The sequence below is a fragment of the Endozoicomonas sp. SESOKO3 genome, from assembly GCF_024606255.1.
In genome coordinates this window covers 1-4,963 of record NZ_JAHHPR010000076.1, presented here as the reverse complement: position 1 = coordinate 4,963, position 4,963 = coordinate 1, and the positions used below count along the sequence as shown (strand labels likewise).

6 protein-coding genes are annotated in these 4,963 nt (G+C 45.9%); 1 reads left to right on the top strand and 5 read right to left on the bottom strand.

The window, feature by feature from the left end:
• Positions 1–378, top strand: a 378-nt coding sequence (locus KDK18_RS01275; RefSeq protein WP_257252625.1) for a S49 family peptidase, incomplete at its 5' end; no start/stop codon positions are given.
• 60 nt (positions 379–438) lie between these two features.
• Here the strand turns inward: KDK18_RS01275 and KDK18_RS01270 are convergent.
• The 5 genes from KDK18_RS01270 to KDK18_RS01250 all read right to left on the bottom strand — a co-directional run.
• Positions 439–1,608: a cation:proton antiporter gene (locus KDK18_RS01270; RefSeq protein ID WP_257252624.1), complete on the bottom strand. Its 1,170-nt coding sequence runs from the start codon at positions 1,606–1,608 to the stop codon at positions 439–441.
• Positions 1,609–1,772: 164 nt separating this feature from the next.
• On the bottom strand, positions 1,773–2,270 hold the full coding sequence (locus tag KDK18_RS01265) for a DUF934 domain-containing protein (RefSeq protein ID WP_257252622.1): 498 nt from the start codon (positions 2,268–2,270) through the stop codon (positions 1,773–1,775).
• Entirely contained in the window at positions 2,254–3,909 is a 1,656-nt protein-coding gene (locus tag KDK18_RS01260) for a nitrite/sulfite reductase (RefSeq protein WP_257252621.1), read from the bottom strand. Before KDK18_RS01260 ends, KDK18_RS01265 begins: the two co-directional genes overlap by 17 nt.
• A gap of 502 nt (positions 3,910–4,411) precedes the next feature.
• Positions 4,412–4,615 carry a DUF2970 domain-containing protein gene (locus KDK18_RS01255; RefSeq protein WP_257252620.1) on the bottom strand — a complete coding sequence of 68 codons (204 nt, stop codon included), beginning with the start codon at positions 4,613–4,615 and terminating at the stop codon, positions 4,412–4,414.
• 105 nt (positions 4,616–4,720) lie between these two features.
• Positions 4,721–4,963: hypothetical protein (locus tag KDK18_RS01250; protein WP_257252619.1), on the bottom strand; the 243-nt coding region annotated here is incomplete at its 5' end.

Here is a 4,963-nt window from a genome sequence, read left to right as displayed (position 1 = left end):
GGTGAATTTAAACGCACTCTGACAGTTCTTGGTGAAAACACTGAAAAGGGCCGTGATAAGTTCAAGCAGGATATTCAGGATACTCATCAGCTGTTCAAAGATTTCATCAAGGAAGAGCGTGAGCAGGTGAATATAGAAGAGATCGCCACCGGTGAAATCTGGTATGGCCGTCAGGCAATTGCGAAAAACCTGATTGATCAAGTCATGACCAGTGATGAATATATCTATAGCAAGGTAGACTCAGTAGACATTATTCAGGTCAGCTATGAAGTGAAAAAGGGAATGGCCAGCAAACTGGGCCTGGCCGCTGAAACGACTCTCGACAATGCTTTTGGAAAAATCTGGGAAAGATTGTCTCAGGGTCAATACTTTTCTTAACTGCTCCAGAGTTGTCTGATCGGGATAGAGCGTAGCTGTGAGGCTACGCCCTATCCCGATTTAGTCTCTTCTCAGCTTTTCCGACACAGCTATGGGTGATTCATAATTAAACACTACAACGTAGGAAGAGATGATTAAAGTCAGTATGGCAGTTGCCTGGACGACGTGAGCTGCTATCTCCCCAATTAACATCTGTCCCGCTGCCAGTACTGCAATCAGAATAGAAAACTCACTGGTCTGGCCCAATCTGAAACCTACTTCCCATGCCGTTGATTTTTTCTCATTGGCTCTCAGCAAAATACCAAATGTGGCGGGTTTAAGAAGCAGACAAATAACTGTCATGATCAGGGCAGGTAGCCAAACATCTCCAAACAAATTCAGGTTAAAGCTGGCACCGATTGAGAAGAAGAACAGAACCAGGAAGAAATCTCTCAATGGCTTTAGATTAATGGCAATGTATTGAGAAATCGGGCTGGTAGCAATGCTGACCCCGGCAATAAAGGCACCAATTTCATAGGAAAGATTCAAGGCATGGGCCAGTTCAGCGAAGCCAAGACACCAGCCAATGGCTAACAGGAACATGTATTCATGAAACCGGTCAAAACGTGCCATCAATGGCAACAGAGCATAACGAACTGCCAGAAAAGCCGCAGCTATGATCATGGGTAATGCGGCGAGAGCCATCAGAACGTCCATTCTACTGTTAGCAAATCCACCATCAAAGTTGTAAAGCAACAGGAGAACCAGAATCGCCAGCAGGTCCTGCAAAAGCAGCAGACTGACAAGAATCTCTCCGGTATGTTTGTGATGCAGTACCGTGGTTGGCAATAATTTGATACCAATAATCGTACTGGAGAACATCATTGTCGCACCGGTTATGACGGCTTCTTTTTGGCTGAAACCAAATGCCAGCCCCAGTCCATAACCGGTTAGTGCAAATATGATCGAACTGATGAGTCCTACCGTAGCTGTTTTCTTGAGCAGATGACCAAGGTGAGCAGGCTGCATATCCAGTCCAAGCAAAAACAACAGGAATATAATTCCGACGTGAGCAATATCATTTAAAAGCCCGGTATCCGTAACCATTTCCATGCCATAGGGGCCGAGGAAGGCACCCAGTACGATGTAGGCAACCAGAAGAGGTTGACGGGTAAATAGCGCGGCAGTAGCGAGTATTGCAGCACCACTGAAGATAAGAAAGAAAGAGAAGAGCAGGGAACCACTTTCCATTAGACTCGCCAGATAAATGATTGTTTATAAAAGGGCTATTCCAGCCCGCATTTTGCTTGAAGCTAAAAGACCAAGTATATACCCAAGGTTGGGAGTCCGGTAAACAAGAGAAGGGTAGGGCTGCAGATTGGATTGCAGCCCTTAACAAGATCGATCAGGCTCTTTTAAGATACCTTTCTTTTTCTATAGAGTGGTTCAGGGTCATCACTGCTTCCCTGATACCTGAGACTAAAAGTATCCAATGCCTTGATAGCATCTTCTGCTTTCTGGTCTTCTCTCAGGTAATAACTTGAAAAGCCACAACGCTGCAACATGAAAATCTGATCGATAAGCACGTCACCCACGGCTCTGATATCCCCTTTGTAATGATAACGGTCCCTGAGGATGCGGCAGAGAGAATAGCCTCTACCATCAATAAACTTGGGAAAATTAATGGTGATCAAGTCGAAGCTGGACAGTATGTCAGCATAACTTTCGACATTGTCATCACTATCAAGGAACAAGCCTGTTGGCTGCTGCTTTTGTTCAAGCAGTTTCTCATGTTGATCGAGTTCCCTGGCCGGGATCAACAGTGTCCCTGTAAATGCCAGATCTTCAGATTCAGAATCCAGAATCTGGTAATCATCCTCAAAAACTTCGTTATTTTTAAGCAGCCTGGGCATACACACGCTCCTTGAAAGGGGTTATGCCAATGCGCTGGCAGGTATCAATAAACAGTTCATCTTCACGACGCTGCTCTATGTAAACATTGAGGATTTTCTCAAGCACGTCAGGAATTTCTTCACGCTTGAAGGACGGTCCAATAATCTTGCCCAGGGTTGCCCCTTTTGAAGCAGAGCCACCGACCTGAACCTGATAATATTCAATGCCTTTTCTGTCAACACCCAGAATACCTATATGACCCACATGGTGATGGGCACATGCATTCATGCAACCTGAAATGTTCAGGTCCAGCTCACCGACGTCATGCAGAAAGTCGATATCGTCGAACTTGCGCTGAATCTCTTCTGCCAGGGGAATAGATCGAGCATTGGCCAGTGCACAGAAATCACCACCCGGGCAGCAGATCATGTCGGTTAATAGGCCACGATTGGCCGTCGCCAGACCGACAGCTGACAATTTTTCCCAAAGTTCAATCAGTGCCGTTTGTTCGACGTCTGCAAATATCAGATTCTGCTCATGGCTGACTCTGATCTCTCCAAGACTGAACTGATCGGCAAGATCAGCAATCACATCCAATTGTTCTGCAGAGACATCACCAGGAGCCTCCCCGGTAGCTTTCAATGTCACAGTAACGGCACAGTAACCCGGTTTCTTATGGGCAAATACATTCTGCTTCAGCCAGGAATGGAAACCTATCGGTGCTTGCAAAGCAAGATCATTAAAGTCCTGATCCACCAGACCTTTGTATTCCGGATCAATGAAGTGCTGGCTGACACGCTCTATTTCGGCTTCAGGCAAGAGAGATGCAGAGTCTTTGATCTGCTCCCATTCTGATTCCACTTTCTCGGTGAACACCTCAGGTGTCATTGCTTTTACAAGAATCTTGATGCGCGCCTTGTATTTGTTATCACGACGACCATAGCGGTTATAAACCCTCAGAATGGCATCCAGATAGGTCAACAAATGCTCAGGCTCTATGGACTCCCTGATGACACTTGCCACCATGGGTGTTCGTCCCAGTCCACCACCGGCCAGTATCTTGAATCGAACATTGCCATTCTCATTTCGGAAGGCATGAACACCAATGTCATGAACCATAGTGGCAGCACGATCTTCTTCAGAACCACAAACGGCGATTTTGAATTTTCGGGGCAGAAAGGCAAATTCCGGATGGAATGTGGACCACTGACGGATGATTTCACACCAAGGTCTTGGATCTACAATTTCATCTCGGGCAACACCGGCAAACTGATCGGTAGTCGTGTTACGAATACAGGCTCCACTGGTCTGCACGGCATGCATCTCAACTTCCGCAAGATCGGCGAGAATTTCAGGAACCTGCTCAAGCAGAGGCCAGTTCAACTGAACGTTTTGACGGGTAGTGAAGTGCACGTAGCCCTTATCGTATTTGCGCGAGATTTCAGAGAGTCTTCTGACTTGGCGGGTATTCAATAAACCGTAAGGAATTGCGATCCGCAACATGGGAGCAAAACGCTGGATATAGAGGCCATTCTGCAGACGCAGGGGCAAAAACTCGTCCTCTGCGATCTCACCGGCGAGGTAACGTCGAGTCTGGTCTCTGAACTGACTCACTCTTTCGTCGACGATGCGTTGATCGTACTCATCGTATTTATACATGGGAATAATTTTCTAATTGAGTTGGCGAGCTATCCAATGGCCTGTCTCCGTTAGGCCTCAGGAAATCTGTTTCAGGCTCGATGCAGATTCCAGCCACGACCGAGAATACAAAAGATACCAGTATTTTTGAATTTGTAATAAAAAATTTTTTTATATAACTAGATGAAAACAGCATATCCGAACGAATCTATGCATAAGAGAGATTGATGATACCGATCCGATTCCAAGCTACGGGTACACTATTTCAGATGAATGCCTCAATCAAGACCTATGTTGTGGAAAAGGATCATCAAGCCGGGCAACTGCTAGTTGCCCAAAGACTGATAATCGGCTAGCTTGGAGTAGCGCTATCAAATAACTGAATGTCAAGTAACTGATTGAGGGGATGATGAATGGCTCAGGGAAAACCCACGAAAGACAGTACTGTTGATGCTATTGCAGCTGTTTCAATCGTGATGCTGGTTGTTGTTACTGCCGTATATTGGGTCAGTCATCAATAAGTCTACCCAGACGACTGACTGAGCACCAGTTTCACCACCAGCATTAAGATCAGAATAAAAACAAGTGTTCCAATCATACCGGCGATGAAGAAGTGCGCCGGACGCCCCTGCGAGAAATCACGCTTCCGTTTTTTTTCACTTTGTACACCAAACGCCGACGCCAGAGTGCTCTGCAACGTTGAAAGAAAGCCTGTGCCATTTGCCATCATAGTTCTCCATTCCGTGAACCTGTGTCATCTTATTGCATCCCTGCGATGAAATCACAAGTGATCTGACAAGAGAAGACCTACCATGACGCAATCAAGTTAAAATCACCTTAATATAGTTGTATGAAAGTAAAGCTCAGACAGTGTCATAAAAGCCGTACTTGCCAAAATCATCAGATATTTTGCGTAGCGATAACTGAATCCAGACGCAAATGCCCTGTTGAATGAATAGTTACTGTAACTCATAAAAAGGGCACCACCCGTTAACGCTGTATAACGGCTAAGATCGCTGGCACCTTGGGCAATCAGATATTTATCGACACCGTCAACCAATGCATACCCGGCGCC

Excerpts from the sequence above, each read along its gene's own strand:
- KDK18_RS01270 (WP_257252624.1), bottom strand. The coding sequence starts at position 1,608 with ATGGAAAGTGGTTCCCTGCTCTTCTCTTTCTTTCTTATCTTCAGTGGT.
- KDK18_RS01265 (WP_257252622.1), bottom strand. The coding sequence starts at position 2,270 with ATGCCCAGGCTGCTTAAAAATAACGAAGTTTTTGAGGATGATTACCAG.
- KDK18_RS01260 (WP_257252621.1), bottom strand. The coding sequence starts at position 3,909 with ATGTATAAATACGATGAGTACGATCAACGCATCGTCGACGAAAGAGTG.
- KDK18_RS01255 (WP_257252620.1), bottom strand. The coding sequence starts at position 4,615 with ATGGCAAATGGCACAGGCTTTCTTTCAACGTTGCAGAGCACTCTGGCG.